Genomic DNA, 15,921 nt, shown 5'->3' with positions numbered 1-15,921 from the left:
CGTACGCACTACTCAGGCAGCGTGTACCCGTCGGCCGCCGGTATGGCCAGACCGTCGGTCACGAGGCTGGCCAACGCGCGCCGCAACTGTGCCGGATCGGGCCAGAGTGTCATGATCTCGGCATTCGTTACCGAGCGGTGCGCCCCGCGCAGCTCGGCCATGATCAGGCCGCGCACCTGCCGGTCGCTGCCCTCGAACTTCTTCTGCGCCGTTTTTCGGATCCCGGTGTACTCGGGGTAATCGGCAGCCCGCCAGGCACACGCATTCCGAATCGGGCAGAGGTCGCACTGCGGGCTGCGGCTGGTGCAGACGACCGCGCCCAGTTCCATGATCGCGGCGTTGAACAGGGCCGCTTCGTGCGCGCTCTCCGGCAGCAGCAGTCCCATCGCCTCGAGGTCCCGGCCGCGGCTGGGCGGTGCGGGTTCTCCGGCGCCGGCGATTGCGCGGGCGATCACGCGCCGCGTGTTGGTGTCGACGACCGGATGCCGATGGCCATACGCAAACGCGGCCACCGCCCGCGCGGTGTAATCCCCGATACCGGTCAATGCCAGCAGATCGTCCAGATCGGAGGGGACCACACCCCCGTGAAACTCGGTGATCTGCACGGCTGCGGCATGCAACCACAGCGCGCGCCGCGGGTAGCCGAGGCTGGACCAGGCCCGCACCGCCTCACCGGGGGGCACCGCTGCGAGATCGGCCGGTGTGGGCCAGCGCGCCAGCCACTCCTCCAGCCGGGGAATGACCCGGTTCACCGGTGTCTGCTGCAGCATGAATTCGCTCACCAGAATGCCCCAGGCCCCAAAACCGTCGCGGCGCCACGGCAGGTCGCGCGCGTTGGCCAGAAACCAGGCGTTGAGTGTTGCGCTGACGGTGGCCGAATTCACCTGCGGGGTGTGATTGGCGGGTGTGACGTTCATCCGTTCTAACCTAGGCTCGATTCATGAAGCTGGTTTCCACACCCCGCACGGAGTTCCTGCGCACGATCGCCGCCGAGATTCTGCACAACTACGGTCGCGGCCGCACGATCATCGCCATCGATGGAACGGACGCCCGCGGTCGAGCCGACTTCGCCGACGACCTCGCCGCGGTATTCCACGAAGACGAACGGCACATCTTCCGGGCGAGCCTGCGCAACTTCCAGCACTCTCGCGCCGAACAGCAACGACTCGCGCCGGAACTGCCGGATACCGCCGAGCGGCTGTACCGGATCGGCTACGACTACTCGGCGCTGCGCCGGGTGCTCGTGGAGCCCTTTCGCATGGGCGGCAGCACTGGATTCGTCACCGAAGAATTTGATCCCGACCGGGATGCCTGGATTCAACCCACCTGGCAGACCGCGCCGGCCGACGCCATCCTGATCATCGACGGCGACTACATCAACCGCCCCGAACTACACGGACTCTGGCTGTACAGCGTGTTGTTGGAAGGCGAAGCCGACAGCGGGTCCGCGACTGATTCTGCCGCGCGTTACCTCGCCGAGGTACACCCGCGCGACATTGTGTCGGCCGTCGTCGATACGACGAATCAGCAGGCCCCGCGCCGCGTGCTGACGGACCGCTGCTGAGTGACCGACCGACCGACCGGACTGACCGACCGGACTGACCGACCGGACTGTGCGCCGCTCCGCATCAGCTTGACAGCGCCCGGCCCTTCCTAGGTAAACCGGGCGAGAACGTCTCCCGGCCGCAGGAATTCGCCGCTTCGTTCAACCTCGTGCACGAGTTCGGTCAGCAGCGCGTTCACCGGCGCGGCCACGCCGATTCCTGCGGCGGCCTTCGCCACGGCCCCATTCAGAAAATCGATCTCGGTGCGCTGGCCGCGCCCCAGGCTCTGCAGGGTCGAACCCTGGTTGGGCACCGTGCCCATGCGCGAGCGCATCGACAGCGGCAGCAACTGGCCGGCCCAGAGCGGAGCCAGTGCAAACATACGCAGCCGCCGGTGGGAGAGGCCCTGAAGCGAGCCGAACCGCACTTGCGTTGCCAACCCCACCCGAACGGTTTCGCGCATGCTCCGAGTCATCAACCGGCGCAGGCCCGCCTGCCCGATCACCTCCTGCACGCTGAGCCCGGTGATGGCTGGCAGAGCGTTGAGCATGTTGACGACGAGTTTGGTCCACTGCGCGCCGACGAAGTTATCCACGGCCAGGGTGGGCACTGCGGCGTCGAGAACCGCCTGCCAGCGCAGGGTCGCCGCATCGGCCGGGCCGTCACCGCGCCCGAGATAGCTGGGCGCCGCGGTCGTCACCCGCACCCGGCCGGGCCCCTCATAGTGAGCGGCAATGATCGTGATCAGCCCAAAACACGCGGACTGCGGCAGCAGCCGTCGTGCGGTCGTGACCCCGTCGAGCCCGTTCTGCACGACGATCACCGGGGTGCCATCGAGCACGGCAGCGTTCTCGGCAATCGCCGCCGCAGCATCCTGCGCCTTGGTGCAAACCAGTGCGAGGTCGCACGGCGCAACCAGCCGTTCAACGACCAGCGGCCGCGCGAGCCGGTCACCGTAGCCGCCGATCAAACGGATGCCGTCGGCCTGTACCACCGGCAGCGCGGCCCCGCGGGCGGTCACGATCAGATCGTGCCCCTGCTCCGCCAGCAGGCAGGCGAAGGTACTGCCCAGGGCGCCCGCACCGATCACCGCGATTCTCACGGCACATATACTACGCGTCAGAAGCACCGCCCCGATGTGCACCGCGGCCACGGTCGCACGCTGGTATCCTCGGGAAGTGACCAGCGGCCTTCTACTCATTGACAAGGCGCAGGGCTGGACCAGCCATGACGCTGTCGCTCGTACCCGACGTCTGGCCGGAACCCGCAAGGTCGGTCATGCCGGAACCCTCGACCCGATGGCCACCGGTCTGCTCGTCCTCGGCATCGACAGCTCGACCCGGCTGCTCACCTACGTCGTCGGCCTCGACAAGGAATACCTCGCGACCATCCGCCTCGGCCAGTCCACCACAACGGATGACGCGGAGGGCGACGAGCTCACCCGCGCCGCGCCCGGGCAGGTCGTCGCTCTTGATCCCGCAGCCGTCACGGCCGGCATCGAAGCACTCACCGGCGACATCATTCAGCAGCCGAGCGCGGTCAGCGCCATCAAGATCGACGGCAAACGCGCGTACGCCCGGGTGCGCGCTGGCGAGGACGTGCAGTTGCCGTCCCGCCCGGTGACTGTGAGTGAGTTTGAACTGCGCTCGAGCACACACCGAGACGGTTTTCTCGATCTCGAGGTGCGCGTCGCGTGCGCCTCCGGCACCTACATTCGCGCCCTGGCCCGCGACCTCGGGCTCGCGCTCGGCGTCGGTGGACACCTCACGAGCCTGCGTCGCACCCGCATCGGCCCGTTCCTCATCGCGGACGCCGCCACACTGGAACAGGTCGACGTTGGCGCCGACCTCATTTCTCCAGCGGATGCCGCCACCCGGCTGCTCCCGCGCCTCGACGTGTCGGCAGAGCAGGCGGTCGACCTCGGCCACGGCAAACGCATCCGTGCTGAAGGGGATGCCACCCGCACGGGACCGGTTGCCGCCATAGCGCCCGACGGCCGCCTGATTGGACTGGTCGAATATCGCGGCGACCAGGTCAAGTCGCTGCTGAACTTTCCGCCGGATGAACCAGGCACCACCGAACCGAGGCAGACTTCGTGATCGATTGGTTCACCTGGCTGCAATTGGCCATCGCCGTGCCCGGTGGCCTGCTCTGTGTCATCCTCGGCCTGGTTGGTCGCAAGCCCACCGACCTCACTATGGGGGCGACCGCGCTCGTAGAGTTGTTGTTGATCGTGCAGCTCGCTGCCGCGATCGCGGCGCCGCTGGCCGGCAACAATGCCACCGGCAGCCTGCTCGAGTTCTACACCTACCTGGTCAGCGCCATTTTGCTGCCGGTCGCGGCCGGGTTCTGGGCCCTCGTCGAACGCAGCCGCTGGAGCACGGTCATTCTCGGCGTGACCTGCCTGTCGGTCGCCGTCATGATCTATCGCATGAACCAGATCTGGAACGTGCAGGGAATCTGACCCGTTCCCGGGTTCGCTGCGGATGCTGCAATAATTACCAAGCAATGATGAATGCGAAGCGATGACAGATTCCCAGACCGAAGCGCGCGTGCCCGCCAACCGGGTGAGCGGCATCGGCCGACTCCTCATCGCCGTCTACGGCGTGCTGGCCCTGGCGGCCACCGGACGTTCATTCGTGCAGATCGTCGCGGCGTTTGATGATGCCCCGCTCGCGTACTCGCTGTCGGCTCTGGCCGCCGTGGTCTACATCGTCGCGACAGTCGCCCTGATCAAGCGCAGTGCGCTCTGGTATCGGATCGCCTGGACCACGATCAGCTTCGAACTGCTCGGTGTGCTCGTCGTCGGAACGCTGAGCCTCATCGACCCGGCCCTGTTCCAACACAAAACGGTCTGGTCGGTCTTCGGTCAGGGCTATGGTTTCGTTCCACTCGTGCTCCCGCTACTCGGCATGTGGTGGCTCGCGCGCCACCCGGTGTCGCACGATGAAAGCCACGCATGAAAACCCTCTACGGTGTGGACTCGGTACCGGGTGACTGGCCTGCCTCGGCCGTGTGCATCGGCAAGTTCGACGGCGTGCACGCGGGGCACCGGGCAGTCATCACCGACCTGAAGGCCATCGCCGCGCGGGAACAGCTGACAGCCGTCGTCGTCACGTTCGACCGGCATCCGCTTGCCCTGCTCTCACCGGCAACCTGCCCGAGCACGCTGGTCAGCGCCGGGCAGAAGCTGACGCTCCTGGCCGAGACCGGGGTCGACGCGACACTGCTGCTCGAATTCAACCACGCCCTGTCCAGCCTGCCGCCGCGTGAATTCGTCGAGCGCATCCTGGTTACCGCCCTGCACGCCCGCTTCGTGCTGGTCGGTCGCGACTTTCGGTTCGGCGCGGGTGGCGCGGGCGATGTCGACCTGCTGCGTGATCTCGGCGTGGAGTTCGGCTTCGAAGTACGCACGATCGACGATGTGAAGCCGGACGGGGAACGCCGGGTGTCGTCAACCTGGATTCGCGAGCTGCTCGGCACCGGCGCGGTGACCGCAGCTGGCCAGCTGCTCGCACACCTGCCGACCGTGCGCGGTCTCGTCGTGCACGGTGCTGCTCGTGGTCGCGAGCTGGGCTTTCCCACCGCCAACCTGTCGGCCGATTCCGAGGGCTTGATTCCCGCTGACGGTGTGTATGCCGGCTGGCTGACGGATGGCGGTCGCCGCTATCCAGCAGCGATCTCGGTGGGAAACAACCCCACCTTCGACGGCGTTGCCCAGAAGCAGGTCGAAGCGTATGTGCTCGACGAGGTTGATCTCGACCTCTACGATCACGTCGTCGACGTCTCATTCGTGGAACGGATTCGCGGAATGGTCGCGTACTCGGGCATCGACCCGCTGATTGAGCAGATTCGCGATGACGTCGTTCGGGTGCGTTCGATCCTGGCCCGCGAGAGCTCGCACTAGTCCCGGAACAGCCGGTGTGACGGCGAACCGCGCCGTCACACCGTTGTAGGCTCATTCGTGGCGGTCAGTTCGCCCGGTACGCTGCGGGCACGAGCATTTTCCTGGGGGTTCCATGCCACAACAAATACGAGCGCAAGAAACGCGCGCGGCCATCATTCGCGGCGCTGCGGCGGCCTTTGAACAACGCGGGTACGGAAGCACATCCCTGGCGCAGGTGAGTGCTGCCGCCGGCGTCACCAAGGGTGCGTTGTACTTCCATTTCGATTCCAAGGAAGCCCTCGCGGTCGCCATCATCGATGCGCAGCACACGGAATCGGTCGGTGCCGGTCGAGAGCTGCTCGACAACAACGTGCCGGGCCTGCGTGCCCTCGTCTCGATAACGTACGAGCTGGCTCGCCAGCTGCGTGATGACCTCATCGTCAGTGCCGGGGCGCGACTGACCATCGAGGCCGTCAACTTTTCGACGCCGGTGTCTGCCTCCTATCTCGATTGGATAGCAGCCTGTGAGGAATTCGTGCGCCGGGGGATCGCCGACGGCGATGTGGTTCCAACGGTCGACGTGCGTGCAGCGGCTTGCTTCGTCACGGCCGCTTTCACGGGGGTGCAGGTCGTCTCCGACGTGCTGACCAGGCGTGGGGACATCGATCAGCGACTGACCGAGATGTGGACGCTGCTGCTGCCTGGCCTCGTCGCCCCCGAGCGCTGGGACGACCTGAAAGACCTACCGGAGCGCGTCCAGCGGGAGCGCGTCGCAGCCCGGCCGTAGAATGGTCGAGTGATAACCGCTCTGTCCCGCCGACTGTGGCCGGGACGCGGCCTCACCCTCTTTGGCATTATTTTGGTCGCCGCGAACCTGCGCACCGCCGTCGCCGCCCTCTCGCCGATCGTGGCCGAAATCAATGTCGACATCTCCCTCGGTGCGGTGTCGCTCGGGGTGCTCGGCATGCTCCCACCGGTGTGCTTCGCCCTGTTCGGCATCTTCACCCCTATGATCACCCGCCGTCACGGCCTGGAAGCACCACTCGTGTTCGCACTCGTCGCGATCCTGCTCGGTCACGTCACCCGCGGCCTGTCCGGCTCGATCATCATGCTCATCATCGGCAGCGTCATCGCTTTCGCCGGGCTCGGCATTGGCAACGTGCTGCTGCCTCCGCTAGTCAAGAAGTATTTCCCCGACCGGGTCGGGCTCGTGACGAGCCTCTATGTCACCGTTGTGGCCCTGAGCACCCTGGTACCGCCGCTGATCGCGGTTCCGGTAGCGGATGCCGCCGGCTGGCGCATCTCGCTGGGCATGTGGATGCTGCTCGCCCTGCTCGCTCTGGTGCCCTGGATCACCATGTTGGTGCGGCACCGGGCGCGAACGCCCGGCCCGATCGTCGACGAGGCCGACGCGACCATTCTCGGGCGCCTCTGGAAGTCGTCAATTGCCTGGGCCCTCGCGGGCGTCTTCGCGGTCTCGTCGCTCAACGCCTACGCCATGTTCGCCTGGCTGCCGCAACTGCTCGTCGATACCGCCGGGGTGAGCCCCGCCCAGGCAGGAACGCTCCTCGCGGTCTATGCCGGCATGGGCATTCCGTGCGCACTGATCATTCCGGCTCTCACGGCTCGCATGACCAACGTCGGGCCGCTCGTTTACATCGGTGTGTTCGCGTTTGTCGCCGGTGACCTCGGGCTGCTGTTCGCACCGGAGACCCTGACCTGGCTCTGGGTGAGTCTCGCCGGCCTCGGACCACTGTTCTTTCCCCTCGCGCTCGTGCTCATCAACCTGCGCACCCGCACACACGCCGGTGCAGTCGCCCTCAGCAGCTTCGTGCAGAGCATCGGCTACACCCTGGGAGCGCTCGGGCCGCTGGTCTTCGGCTTGTTGCATGAACTCAGCGGCGGGTGGACCTGGCCGCTCATTTTTCTGTTGGCGACCGCGCTGGCCATCATCATCGCCGGCGCGGTGATCGGGCGTCCGCACATGCTGGAGGACGGCCTGACACCCTCGCACTGAGTGACCTCAGGGCACGAGCTCGGCGCGGTGGATCAGCGCCGCGGCGCCGATCAGCGGGCCGTCGCCTGACAAAGCTGATGGGACCACGCGCACCCGGGTCGCGTAGGCGAACTGCACGCGCTGTGCGATCGCCTCCCTGGCGAACTCGAGCAGGTCCGGGGTGACGTTGGAGAAGCCACCGCCGATGGCGACCAGGTCGAGGTCGAGCAGGGTCGCGGCGGAGGCGATCGCCTGGCCGAGCGCCCGGCCGCTGCGCGCCACCGCCGCCACGGCGCTCTGATCGGCGGCGGCGTAGGCTGCCGCGAGGTCTTCGCCCGATTCGCCGGCGAATCCCTGTGTGCGCGCCCACGCGACGGTCTTCGGCCCCGAGGCGATCGCCTCGATGCAGCCGATTCCGCCGCAGGCGCACGGGTCGTCGAAGCCGCCTACCTCGATATGACCGATATGACCGGCATTTCCGGTCGGCCCCGACGTGGTGACGCCGCCGAGAATCAGGCCGCCGCCGATGCCGGTCGACACGATCATGCCCATCAGGTTATCGATGCCCTGCCCGGCCCCCACCCAGTGTTCGGCGAGGGTGATGCACAACCCGTCCATCCGCAGGCGCACCGGCAGATCCGGCACGAGCGCGGCGACCAGATCTTTCAGGGGGTACTCGCGCCAGACCGGAAGGTTCAGTGGTGACACCGCCCCCTCCCGCAGGTGAATCGGGCCGGCACAGCCGATCCCAACTCCGACCAGGGCCGCGCCAGCGGGCAGGCTCGCGCGGGTCTGGGTCACCACGGTGCGCACAGCGGATGCGAGTTGCTCGCTCGAAGCGTCGGCGCCGGTCTTCGCCCGGTGCCGGCTGGCCCCGAGCACGACTCCCCGGTCGTCCACGAGAGCGGCCTCGGCCTTGGTTCCCCCGACATCAATGGCGAGAACGTAACGGGGCGCTGCACTGCTGCTCATGCACCGATCGTACCGGTGCCCACTGCGGCTGGTGTCTGGTCAGGTCCTCCTGCTCAGATGAGCGAAGATCCCTACGGCTGTTGATTCGCGCGGCCGGTCAACGTAGGCTGGGCGCAAACGATTGGACCGCGACACCTTCATGAGCGACACCGACGAACTCCTGTCAATCCGCGCCGCCGAGCTCTATTACGAAGAAAACCAGACCCAGGACGAGATCGGCGTCATCCTGCGCCTGACCCGCTGGAAGGTCGGCCGGTTGCTCGCGAGTGCCAGGGCCAACGGGTTCATCCGCATCGAGATCGTGCATCCGCGCGCCCGCCGCCTGCCGATCGAGCGGCGTCTCCGCGAATCGACCGGCCTCACCGACGCGATCGTGGTCTCCTCCGCCGGGGTATCAACCGACGCCGAACTGCAGTCGCGCACCGCGCAGGCCGCCGCCGACTATCTCACCAGCCTCCGTCCGATTCCGCGCACCCTCGGCATCAGCTGGGGTCGTACCCTGCACGACGTGTCCCTGCACCTGAAGCAGGGCTGGGCGTCGGGGGTGAACGTGGTGCAGATCAACGGCGGTGTCAGTCTGAATCAGCGCACCGGCACCGCGGCGTCCACTGCCGTCACCATCGCGCACAAGGCCGACGGTTCGGCCACCCTGCTGCCAAGCCCGGCTATTTTCGAACGCCTCGAAACCAAGCAGGCGATGGAAACCGACCGCACCGTCGCCGGGGTACTCGCCCTGGCGCGCGACGCGCAGGCCTACGTCTTCAGCGCCGGCCAGGCGGATGCGAATTCCGCCCTCGTCGACAGCGGCTACCTGACCGTCGACCAGATCAACGACCTCGTCGCGCGCGGCGCCGTCGGCGACGTGGTCGGCCGCTACATCGACCAGAACGGGCGCATCGTCGACCCGGAACTGAACGAACGCACCGTCGGGATTCAAATCGATCAGTTGCGCCGTGCCCCACTCACCATCGCTGTCATCTCCGGAAAGACCAAGCACGCCATCGCCCGCGCCGTCGTACGCAACGGCCTGTGCACGGTGCTGGTGACCGACGAAGATACCGCGAACGCCCTGCTTCACGATTGATTTCTGTGACAACTAAATTCGGTGACAACGCCCAAAAGGACACTCCCATGACCAGTAGCCCCTTGGCGACCTACCAGCCCGATCAGCGCGCCGTCGCGCTGATCGGGGGGGAAGCGACCGATGCCAACCTGCGCCGGTACCTGCACGGCATCCCCGGAATCGACGCCGTCGGCCTCGAAGCCCGCGCTGCCGACCTCGGCACCCGCTCGATCAAAACCAGCTCTAAACGCTGGGCGATCGACACCATTATCGGCCTGATCGACCTCACCACTCTCGAGGGCGCCGACACCCCGGGCAAGGTGCGTTCCCTCGTAGCCAAGGCCCTCGTGCCCGACGCGGGCGACCCCGGCTGCCCCCGTGTCGCTGCGGTCTGCGTCTACGGCGACATGGTCGGTTCCGCCGTCGCGGCCCTCGGCTCGGCCCACGCCGCCGGTGGTGCAGAGGGGGTCAACGTCGCGGCGGTCGCGACCGCCTTTCCGAGCGGCCGTGCCTCACTCGCGGTCAAGCTCGCCGACGTGCGCGACGCCGTAACGGCCGGCGCCGACGAAATTGACATGGTCATTGACCGTGGAGCGTTTCTGGCTGGCCGTTTCGGCCAGGTCTACGACGAAATCGTCGCCGTGAAAGAGGCCGGCCGCCGCGCCGACGGAACGCTCGCCCACCTCAAGGTGATTCTCGAGACCGGCGAACTGAACACCTACGACAACGTGCGCCGTGCCAGCTGGCTGGCCATTCTGGCCGGAGGAGACTTCATCAAGACGTCCACCGGCAAGGTCGCCCCGGCCGCGACGCTGCCGGTGACGCTGTCGATGCTCGAGGTCGTGCGGGACTGGCACCGTCTCACCGGCGTGCGCATCGGAGTGAAGCCGGCCGGCGGCATCCGTACCTCCAAAGACGCCATCAAATATCTCGTGACGGTCGCCGAGACAGTGGGAGAAGAGTGGCTCAGTCCGCACCTGTTCCGGTTCGGCGCCTCCAGCCTGCTCAACGACGTGCTTCAGCAGCGCCAAAAGATGACGACCGGGCACTACTCCGGCCCCGACTACGTGACGATTGACTAGGGAACGACCATGAAATTTCTTGACTACGCCCCGGCCCCCGAGTCGCAAGCCCTGCTCGACCTCAAAAGCGACTACGGGCTGTTCATCAACGGCGACTTCACGGCCGGCCGTGGCACCCCCTTTGCGACCATCAACCCGGCCACCGAGCAGCGGATCGCGATGATCGCCACCGCCAATGAAGCGGATGTCGACGCCGCCGTCTCGGCAGCGCGTCACGCCTACGACGGGGTCTGGTCGCGCCTGTCCGGCAGCGACCGCGGCAAATACCTGTTTCGCATCGCCCGCCTGGTGCAGGAGCGCGCCCGCGAACTCGCCGTCGCGGAAACCCTCGATAATGGCAAGCCGATCAAGGAATCCCGCGACGTCGATATTCCCCTCGTCGCGGCCTGGTTCTTCTACTACGCCGGCTGGGCCGACAAACTCGACCACGCCGGAGTCGGCCCGAACCCGGCCTCCCTCGGCGTCGCCGCCCAGGTCATTCCATGGAACTTTCCCCTCATGATGCTCGCCTGGAAGATCGCCCCGGCGCTCGCCGCCGGAAACACCGTCGTGCTCAAGCCCGCCGAAACGACCTCGCTGACCGCGCTGCTGTTCGCCGAGATCCTGCAGCAGGCCGATCTGCCCGCCGGCGTGGTCAACATCATCACGGGCGACGGCAGTACCGGCCACACCCTGGTCAACCACCCCGGCGTCAACAAGGTCGCCTTCACGGGCTCGACCTCGGTCGGTCGGGCCATCGCCCGGTCGGTCGCCGGAACTGACAAAAAGCTCAGCCTCGAACTCGGCGGCAAGGGCGCCAACATCGTCTTCGACGATGCCCCCATCGACCAGGCCGTCGAGGGCATCGTGCGCGGCATCTTCTTCAACCAGGGCCACGTCTGCTGCGCCGGCAGTCGCCTGCTCGTTCAGGAGAGCATCCACGACGACGTCATCGACCGGCTCAAGCGCCGTATGCAGACCCTGCGCCTGGGCGACCCGCTCGATAAGAACACCGACATCGGCGCCATCAACAGCGCCGAGCAACTGGCCCGCATTCGTGAACTCTCCGACCGCGGTCAGCAGGAAGGGGCCGAGCGATGGAGCGCCGACTGCGAAATGCCAGCGAACGGTTTCTGGTTCGCGCCGACAATCTTCACCAACGTGGCGACCAGCCACCGCATCGCCCGCGACGAGATCTTCGGCCCGGTGCTCTCGGTGCTCTCCTTCCGCACCCCGGCCGAGGCTATTGCCAAGGCGAACAACACGCCGTACGGACTCTCCGCCGGAATCTGGAGCGACAAGGGCAGCCGCATTCTCGCCGTCGCCGACAAGCTGCGTGCCGGCGTGATCTGGGCGAACACCTTCAACCAGTTCGACCCGTCGAGTCCGTTCGGTGGCTACAAGGAGAGCGGGTACGGCCGTGAGGGTGGCCGGCACGGCCTCGCCGCGTACCTCAAGCCCGCCGTGCGCAGCGGCGCGCGGTCGATCTCCGCAGCCGCTGATCACACGACGACACCCGTCAGCAAGAAGTCCGCACCTGCAAAGAAGGCAGCCAAGTGAACCGCCTCGCCATCCCCAAGACCTACAAGCTCTACATCGGCGGCAAGTTTCCGCGCAGCGAATCCGGCCGCGTCTACGAGGTGCTCTCGCACACGGGCGACTTTCTGGCCAACGCCGCCAAGGGCAGCCGCAAGGATGCCCGCGACGCGGTCGTAGCCGCCCGCGGCGCCCTCGGCGGCTGGGCCGGCGCCACGGCGTACAACCGTGGCCAGGTGTTGTATCGCATCGCCGAACTGTTGGAAGGCCGCCGGGCGCAATTCATCGCCGAAATTATGAGCTGTGAGGGCGTGAACGCCGCCGGCGCGGGTGCCCAGGTCGATGAGGCCATCGACCGCTGGGTCTGGTACGCCGGCTGGGCCGACAAATACGTGCAGGTCGCCGGCAACGCCAACCCGGTCTCCGGCCCGTTCTTCAACCTGTCGGTGCCCGAACCGACCGGGGTCGTGGCGATCATCGCGCCCCAGGGCGACGAATCGTTGCTCGGGCTGGTCAGCGCGATCGCGCCGGCCGTCGTCGCCGGCAACACCGTCGTCGTCGTCGCCAACGAGAACGCTCCGCTGTCGGCGATCAGCCTGGCCGAGGTGCTCGCCACGAGCGATGTACCCGGTGGGGTGATCAACATCGTGACCGGTTCGCCGGCCGAGATCGCACCGTGGCTGGCCAGTCACGCCGACGTCAACGCCCTCGACCTCGTCGGTGCCGGCGACCTGGACTGGGTGGAGCTGCAGATCAGCGCCGCCGACACGCTCAAGCGGGTGCTCCCGCCCGAATCAGGTGCAGATGCCGCGGCACCGGCCCTGTCCCGCATCCTCGCGTTCACCGAACTCAAGACGATCTGGCATACCAAGGCCATACTCTGATTCGGTTCGGGGCATCCACTCAGCGCCCGGCCGGGGGAACAAGATAAACTCCGGCGCATGACCTCACGCAGAGCACTTGTCACGGGCGCTACGGGCTACATCGGCGGACGCCTCGTGCCCAGACTACTCGAAGCCGGCTTCACCGTCCGGGTGCTGGTGCGCACCCCGTCGAAGCTGCAAGACGTGCCCTGGGCCGACCAGGTGGAGATCGCGGAGGGTGATCTGGGTGACCTCGCGTCGGTACAGCGCGCCTGTGCCGACATCGACGTGCTGTACTACCTCGTACACTCCATGGGTGCGCCGGGAGACTTCGAGAAAACCGAGCACCTGGCCGCCGAGAACGTCGCCCACGCTGCTGCCGAAGCCAACGTTCAGCGCATCGTCTACCTCGGCGGTCTGCACCCCGACACCGACACGCTCTCCGCCCATCTGCACTCCCGCAGGGAGGTCGGCCGCATCCTGCTTGACAGCGGCGTGCCGACCATCGCGTTTCAGGCCGGCGTGGTGATCGGCTCTGGTTCAACCTCGTTCGAGATGATCCGCCACCTCACCGACGTTTTGCCCTACATGCCCGCACCGAAATGGGTGCGCAACAAGATCCAGCCGATCGCCGTGCGCGACGTACTGTACTACCTGCAGGCCGCGGCCGACCTTCCGCACGAGGTGAATCGCACTTTCGACATCGGCGGCCCCGACGTGCTGCGCTACGGCCAGATGATGAACGGTTACGCCCTCGAAGCCGGCCTCAAGCAGCGAGCCATCGCCGCTTTGCCCGTGCTCACCCCGTGGCTCGCCTCGCAGTGGGTAAACCTGGTCACGCCCATTCCACGCAATCTCGCCATCCCCATCATCGCCTCCCTGCAATACGACTGCGTCATGCACGAGAGCGACATCAACGAGTACATACCGCAGCCGGAGGGTGGCCTCACCGGCTACCGGCATGCGGTGCGCCTGGCGCTTGGCCGTATGCGCGACGGTGACGTCGAGACCAGCTGGCGCAACTCCTCGATCGACGGCGCGTCGAGCAACCCGCTGCCGAGTGACCCGGACTGGGCCGGCCACTCCGTCTACACCGACCTGCGCGAGAAGACGACCTCGGCAGCGCCCGCGGCGCTGTGGCGAGTAATCGAAAGCATCGGCGGCGAGAACGGATGGTATTCCTTTCCGCTGGCCTGGGCCGTGCGCGGTCTCATGGATAAGGCCGTCGGCGGCGTCGGGCTGCGCCGCGGCCGCCGAAATCCCGACCACCTGCACAACGGCGAGGTGCTCGACTTCTGGCGGGTCGAGCGGATCGACCACGGCAGTTTTCTGAGGCTGCGCGCCGAAATGCGCGTTCCCGGCCGAGCCTGGCTCGAGATGAGCGTCACCCCCACGGTTACCGGCGGCTCGGTCTATCGCCAGCGTGCGGTCTTCTTTCCCCGCGGTCTCAGCGGTCGGCTGTACTGGGCGGCGATACTCCCGTTTCACGGCATAATCTTCGAGGGGATGGCCACTCGCATCACGGCGACAGCCGCAGCGGAAAGCGTAGCCGCGGCGCAGCATCCGCTCGCGTCTGTCTAACACGGCGACTGACACCGCGGGTAGAACGTGCGTATAGTCTGAGAATTCTGGCGACACGGCCCGGTTCGGGGCATGATGGTTTATAAGTAGGAGGTCAATATGTCAGTTTCTCTCGTTTTTTTGGGCGACGGCCTCGTTGCGGATGGTCGGTGGGACGAATGGTTTCCCGAGCACGACGTGCACAATCTGGCCGTCAGCGGCAACTCCACCGACGAGGTGATTGCCCAGCTCGAACAGGTGATTGAGCTCGGGCCCGACGCCATCGTGATCGGGGTCGGAACCAATGATCTCGGCTGGCGCAGGTCCGACGAATACGTTGTCCGCAACCTCGAGACCATTTTGTACACCCTGCGTCGCGCCCTGCCGGATACCCGCATCATGGTGCAATCCGTTTTGCCTCGTGACCGGGACTTTGCCGAGACAATCCGCTCCATCAACCGACATGTTTGGCAGTACGCGCCCACCCAGCACGTGCAATACCTCGACCTCTGGCCCGCCCTCGCTCTGCCAGACGGCGAACTCGACCCGGCGCTGGGCATCGACCGCCTGCATCTAAACCCGGCCGGTTATGCGGCTTGGCTGGCCGAACTGAAGCCCGGGCTGGAGATGTTGTTCGAACGCCCGCCGTCGACGACGTCGATCCCTATCCAGCACGCCTGAGGCCCCAGCCCGCGTTGACCGGGAAGTGGCCTGCGCTGCGCGCTCGGTAGACTGACGTCATGCTTTGCTCCGCCCGCCCCGCATCTGTCCTCACTCTCGGTGCCAGCTCATCTTCCGCGCCCGAGACCGCATCGTGCGCAAGGAACTCATCGAGTCCCGGCGGCGGTTTCTCTGGCGGCGGTCTCTCAGGCAGCGGTCTCTCAGGCAGCGGCAGGGGCGTCTGATGGGCACGCCAGCCGCACCGACCTTTACCCGCTCGGCCCTCGCACCCGGCCTGCTCGGTGCCATCGTTCTGCTCGCCGGACTTGCGCTGCTGGACAGTGAAAGTTTCATCATCATCCGTTACGCCGTGAGTATCCTCGCGCTGATTATCTGTGTTTTCGTGATCCAGGCACGCTCTTGGTACTGGCTGATCGGACTCGTTCCGATGGCCATTCTGTGGAACCCGATCGTGATCCTCGACCTCAGCGGTCAGGGCTGGGTCTCGGCGCAATTCATCGCGGCAATCGTGTTCATATTCGTTGGCCTTCGCACCAAGGTGCCGGTTCGCAAGGGTTGAACGTCGGGCGTAGACTACTATCGCGTTGAGAGAACCGGGTCAGGTCCCTACTGTGCGCTCGCACGCGGTGGCAGAACCCGTTGAACCATGTGGGTTGAAACATTCGGGTTGAAACATTCGGGTTGAAACATTCGGATTGAACCATTGGGTCGAACTGCTTGGTCTGATGGTTGTCACCGCTGTGGCAGCATCTGCTTGGC

17 protein-coding genes are annotated in these 15,921 nt (G+C 66.4%); 14 read left to right on the top strand and 3 right to left on the bottom strand.

Annotated elements, in window-relative coordinates; all coding sequences use genetic code 11:
* Window positions 1-8: 8 nt before the first annotated feature.
* Window positions 9-917 carry an A/G-specific adenine glycosylase gene (locus tag E3N85_RS13290; protein WP_134463936.1) on the bottom strand — a complete coding sequence of 303 codons (909 nt, stop codon included), beginning with the start codon at window positions 915-917 and terminating at the stop codon, window positions 9-11.
* A gap of 23 nt (window positions 918-940) precedes the next feature.
* Here E3N85_RS13290 and E3N85_RS13285 point away from each other — a divergent pair, with 23 nt between their 5' ends.
* Window positions 941-1,564 carry a hypothetical protein gene (locus E3N85_RS13285; protein WP_134463934.1) on the top strand — a complete coding sequence of 208 codons (624 nt, stop codon included), beginning with the start codon at window positions 941-943 and terminating at the stop codon, window positions 1,562-1,564.
* An 89-nt stretch (window positions 1,565-1,653) separates the two neighbouring features.
* Here E3N85_RS13285 and E3N85_RS13280 read toward each other — a convergent pair whose 3' ends face one another.
* Window positions 1,654-2,646 (bottom strand): ketopantoate reductase family protein, encoded by a 993-nt coding sequence (locus E3N85_RS13280; protein ID WP_134463932.1) that lies wholly within the window; start codon window positions 2,644-2,646, stop codon window positions 1,654-1,656.
* Window positions 2,647-2,680: 34 nt separating this feature from the next.
* On the opposite strand from E3N85_RS13280, the gene truB reads away from it, so the two are divergent.
* From truB to E3N85_RS13250, 6 genes are all read left to right on the top strand, one after another.
* Window positions 2,681-3,643: a tRNA pseudouridine(55) synthase TruB gene (gene truB, locus E3N85_RS13275; protein WP_134463930.1), complete on the top strand. Its 963-nt coding sequence runs from the start codon at window positions 2,681-2,683 to the stop codon at window positions 3,641-3,643.
* Window positions 3,640-4,008 carry a hypothetical protein gene (locus tag E3N85_RS13270; RefSeq protein ID WP_134463928.1) on the top strand — a complete coding sequence of 123 codons (369 nt, stop codon included), beginning with the start codon at window positions 3,640-3,642 and terminating at the stop codon, window positions 4,006-4,008. Before truB ends, E3N85_RS13270 begins: the two co-directional genes overlap by 4 nt.
* 61 nt (window positions 4,009-4,069) lie before the next feature.
* Window positions 4,070-4,507, top strand: coding sequence for a hypothetical protein (locus E3N85_RS13265; RefSeq protein WP_134463926.1), 438 nt, complete (start codon window positions 4,070-4,072; stop codon window positions 4,505-4,507).
* On the top strand, window positions 4,504-5,451 hold the full coding sequence (locus E3N85_RS13260; RefSeq protein WP_134463924.1) for a bifunctional riboflavin kinase/FAD synthetase: 948 nt from the start codon (window positions 4,504-4,506) through the stop codon (window positions 5,449-5,451). Before E3N85_RS13265 ends, E3N85_RS13260 begins: the two co-directional genes overlap by 4 nt.
* 112 nt (window positions 5,452-5,563) lie before the next feature.
* Window positions 5,564-6,217, top strand: coding sequence for a ScbR family autoregulator-binding transcription factor (locus E3N85_RS13255; protein WP_134463922.1), 654 nt, complete (start codon window positions 5,564-5,566; stop codon window positions 6,215-6,217).
* Window positions 6,218-6,226: 9 nt separating this feature from the next.
* The gene (locus E3N85_RS13250; RefSeq protein ID WP_198412114.1) at window positions 6,227-7,447 is read left to right on the top strand and encodes an MFS transporter; all 1,221 of its coding nucleotides are present in this window, start codon (window positions 6,227-6,229) and stop codon (window positions 7,445-7,447) included.
* Between the two features lie 6 nt (window positions 7,448-7,453).
* Here the strand turns inward: E3N85_RS13250 and E3N85_RS13245 are convergent, their stop codons facing one another.
* Entirely contained in the window at window positions 7,454-8,398 is a 945-nt protein-coding gene (locus E3N85_RS13245; RefSeq protein ID WP_134463920.1) for an ROK family protein, read from the bottom strand.
* Between the two features lie 139 nt (window positions 8,399-8,537).
* Between E3N85_RS13245 and E3N85_RS13240 the strand changes: the two genes are divergently transcribed.
* From E3N85_RS13240 to E3N85_RS13210, 7 genes are all read left to right on the top strand, one after another.
* Window positions 8,538-9,482, top strand: coding sequence for a sugar-binding transcriptional regulator (locus E3N85_RS13240; RefSeq protein WP_134463918.1), 945 nt, complete (start codon window positions 8,538-8,540; stop codon window positions 9,480-9,482).
* Between the two features lie 47 nt (window positions 9,483-9,529).
* Window positions 9,530-10,543, top strand: a complete 1,014-nt coding sequence (gene deoC, locus E3N85_RS13235) for a deoxyribose-phosphate aldolase (RefSeq protein WP_134463916.1) — start codon at window positions 9,530-9,532, stop codon at window positions 10,541-10,543.
* 9 nt (window positions 10,544-10,552) lie between these two features.
* Window positions 10,553-12,082 (top strand): aldehyde dehydrogenase family protein, encoded by a 1,530-nt coding sequence (locus E3N85_RS13230; RefSeq protein ID WP_134463914.1) that lies wholly within the window; start codon window positions 10,553-10,555, stop codon window positions 12,080-12,082.
* On the top strand, window positions 12,079-12,942 hold the full coding sequence (locus tag E3N85_RS13225) for an aldehyde dehydrogenase family protein (protein WP_134463912.1): 864 nt from the start codon (window positions 12,079-12,081) through the stop codon (window positions 12,940-12,942). The genes E3N85_RS13230 and E3N85_RS13225 overlap by 4 nt, the downstream gene beginning before the upstream one ends.
* A 57-nt stretch (window positions 12,943-12,999) precedes the next feature.
* Entirely contained in the window at window positions 13,000-14,502 is a 1,503-nt protein-coding gene (locus E3N85_RS13220) for an SDR family oxidoreductase (protein WP_134463910.1), read from the top strand.
* Window positions 14,503-14,601: 99 nt separating this feature from the next.
* Entirely contained in the window at window positions 14,602-15,162 is a 561-nt protein-coding gene (locus E3N85_RS13215) for a GDSL-type esterase/lipase family protein (protein ID WP_134463908.1), read from the top strand.
* A gap of 223 nt (window positions 15,163-15,385) precedes the next feature.
* A complete protein-coding gene (locus tag E3N85_RS13210) occupies window positions 15,386-15,721 on the top strand; it encodes a DUF6804 family protein (RefSeq protein ID WP_241978500.1) in 336 nt (111 codons plus the stop codon).
* Window positions 15,722-15,921: the final 200 nt, after the last annotated feature.

The organism is Cryobacterium sp. Hz9, assembly GCF_004402825.1.
Lineage (GTDB): Bacteria > Actinomycetota > Actinomycetes > Actinomycetales > Microbacteriaceae > Cryobacterium > Cryobacterium gelidum.
The sequence above is the reverse complement of the archived record's forward strand: the minus strand, read 5'-3'. Positions and strand labels throughout refer to the sequence as shown.

Bases quoted from the DNA above. Each gene is read 5' to 3' on its own strand.
- E3N85_RS13290 (WP_134463936.1), bottom strand. From the start codon at position 917: ATGAACGTCACACCCGCCAATCACACCCCGCAGGTGAATTCGGCCACC.
- E3N85_RS13285 (WP_134463934.1), top strand. From the start codon at position 941: ATGAAGCTGGTTTCCACACCCCGCACGGAGTTCCTGCGCACGATCGCC.
- truB (WP_134463930.1), top strand. From the start codon at position 2,681: ATGTGCACCGCGGCCACGGTCGCACGCTGGTATCCTCGGGAAGTGACC.
- E3N85_RS13265 (WP_134463926.1), top strand. From the start codon at position 4,070: ATGACAGATTCCCAGACCGAAGCGCGCGTGCCCGCCAACCGGGTGAGC.
- E3N85_RS13260 (WP_134463924.1), top strand. From the start codon at position 4,504: ATGAAAACCCTCTACGGTGTGGACTCGGTACCGGGTGACTGGCCTGCC.
- E3N85_RS13255 (WP_134463922.1), top strand. From the start codon at position 5,564: ATGCCACAACAAATACGAGCGCAAGAAACGCGCGCGGCCATCATTCGC.
- E3N85_RS13245 (WP_134463920.1), bottom strand. From the start codon at position 8,398: ATGAGCAGCAGTGCAGCGCCCCGTTACGTTCTCGCCATTGATGTCGGG.
- E3N85_RS13240 (WP_134463918.1), top strand. From the start codon at position 8,538: ATGAGCGACACCGACGAACTCCTGTCAATCCGCGCCGCCGAGCTCTAT.
- deoC (WP_134463916.1), top strand. From the start codon at position 9,530: ATGACCAGTAGCCCCTTGGCGACCTACCAGCCCGATCAGCGCGCCGTC.
- E3N85_RS13230 (WP_134463914.1), top strand. From the start codon at position 10,553: ATGAAATTTCTTGACTACGCCCCGGCCCCCGAGTCGCAAGCCCTGCTC.
- E3N85_RS13220 (WP_134463910.1), top strand. From the start codon at position 13,000: ATGACCTCACGCAGAGCACTTGTCACGGGCGCTACGGGCTACATCGGC.
- E3N85_RS13215 (WP_134463908.1), top strand. From the start codon at position 14,602: ATGTCAGTTTCTCTCGTTTTTTTGGGCGACGGCCTCGTTGCGGATGGT.
- E3N85_RS13210 (WP_241978500.1), top strand. From the start codon at position 15,386: ATGGGCACGCCAGCCGCACCGACCTTTACCCGCTCGGCCCTCGCACCC.